General features: G+C 43.2%; 1 protein-coding gene and 1 pseudogene. One reads left to right on the top strand and one right to left on the bottom strand.

What is annotated here, in order from left to right; all coding sequences use genetic code 11:
- The first annotated feature begins 647 nt into the window (after positions 1 to 647).
- Positions 648 to 1,067, top strand: a complete 420-nt coding sequence (locus tag AC2VE5_RS27130; protein WP_486890641.1) for a hypothetical protein — start codon at positions 648 to 650, stop codon at positions 1,065 to 1,067.
- Between the two features lie 250 nt (positions 1,068 to 1,317).
- Here AC2VE5_RS27130 and AC2VE5_RS27135 read toward each other — a convergent pair.
- Positions 1,318 to 1,482, bottom strand: a pseudogene (locus AC2VE5_RS27135) (tyrosine-type recombinase/integrase); the annotation flags it as partial.
- Positions 1,483 to 1,613: the final 131 nt, after the last annotated feature.

Raw genomic sequence — 1,613 nt, forward strand, 5'->3', positions numbered from 1 at the left:
ACGTCCAGTTCGTGCATTATGGTAAAACCTCTGTCGGAATGCTGCTAAAAGTTAATAAATAGCCAACAAAAAATGCACATCCAAGAATTAGGAATTGATGCTTGGAAACAAGCAACAGACAAGGAACGTATAGAACCCATTTGGGATATAATTTGCTGCTAACCGCTTGAGCATTAGTCGGATGAAGCAAAGATTGATCTTAGCCGTTGCATTATCTAGGGTTCGCTCAAAGTTCTTGACTAGGTTTTTACAGCGTTCCGTCCAACGGGTTGACCGTTCAAGGAAGCGTAATAGATTATTGTGTTAGCAATTTTTGCAGCTTTTACCCTTAAATACCTTCACTTATTGCAAATAAGAAAGGCTAAAAATACTAATTTCTCGTCAGCCATTTTTAATAAAATTCGCATGAGTTGTCCATTTCTTGCTAGCACAATAATTTATTACGCTTCCGAGACGACAAAGACAATTTTGACTTTGCATCTCCTGATGACAACTCTGCTCTGATGCGATCAACCGAATACAACCCGCGCATTCATCCCTGCCCTACTTGTTATCGGCAAAATATGCTAACACCCGCAGATATAGTACATCACTATCAATGCGAAGACTGTGCTCATGCTGCTGAAAGCCCTTATTAACTCAGCCTGGTGCGATCGCCCTCCCTCGAAAAGATAGCGATCGCACCTTTACCCACACCTTCAGCACGAGTGCTATTAATAATGACACATCAATTAGACCGCAATCAAGAATTACGCTCAAGCCAAGACGAAGTTTATATGTCTGGTGTTGCCGATGCCGCCAACGGTTGCCTACCAACAATGAGCGAAATAGTCTACCTCAATGGCTACTGCAAAGGCATGGAACAGATAAGGGCAGAAGTAGGCTTGAAGATTACTGTGTCTGCCGCCCAATTGCAATCAGAGTTGTTCACCTATGAAAATGAAGAATATCCTTTACTCTGCGACCAATGCACCTACTTAATTGGCAAAACTTGTGCGCTCAAGGCGACTACTAGAAATGGGAATCAATATGCTTGCGACCAAATCCTAGTTGATTCTCATTTCTAATTACAAGTGCGGCGGGAAAATACCCGCCCTAACAATTACGATAGTTGCCGCCCTAAGTTGGTCAACTTGTTCTCCAAAATTAGTAATCGCTCAGACAATGAAAAAATTGCCTCAGTAACATTTTAAGATCGCACGTAAGGCATATGCAACACACTCGCCACCTTGCGTTTAGCCGCTTCCCCCCGCCTACCATACCACGCCGTTGTTATAGGATTACTATAAGTGCGGCTTTTTCAATTTCGATTGAATCCTATGAATCCAAGTACAGGCTAGAGCTATCAGTAGGTCGCGCATGAAGATAGCGCCCAGTTGTAGCAATGTTTGCATGACCCAAAGTTTCTTTGACCAAGTGAACCGGAGCGCCACGATCCATTGCATGACTTGCATGAGCATGACGCAGCCAGTGGGGCGATACAGCAGGTTGTGTTGCAAAAAATGGTAGGCTAAAATAATGCTGCTAGAGAAAATAATTCTGCCTGCCTCTAATGAATCCTAAAGCTCCATTCAAATGGCGGCATTACCAGTCCGAAATTATCTTGCAGTGTG

It is taken from the genome of Aliterella sp. E5.1 (assembly GCF_057473825.1).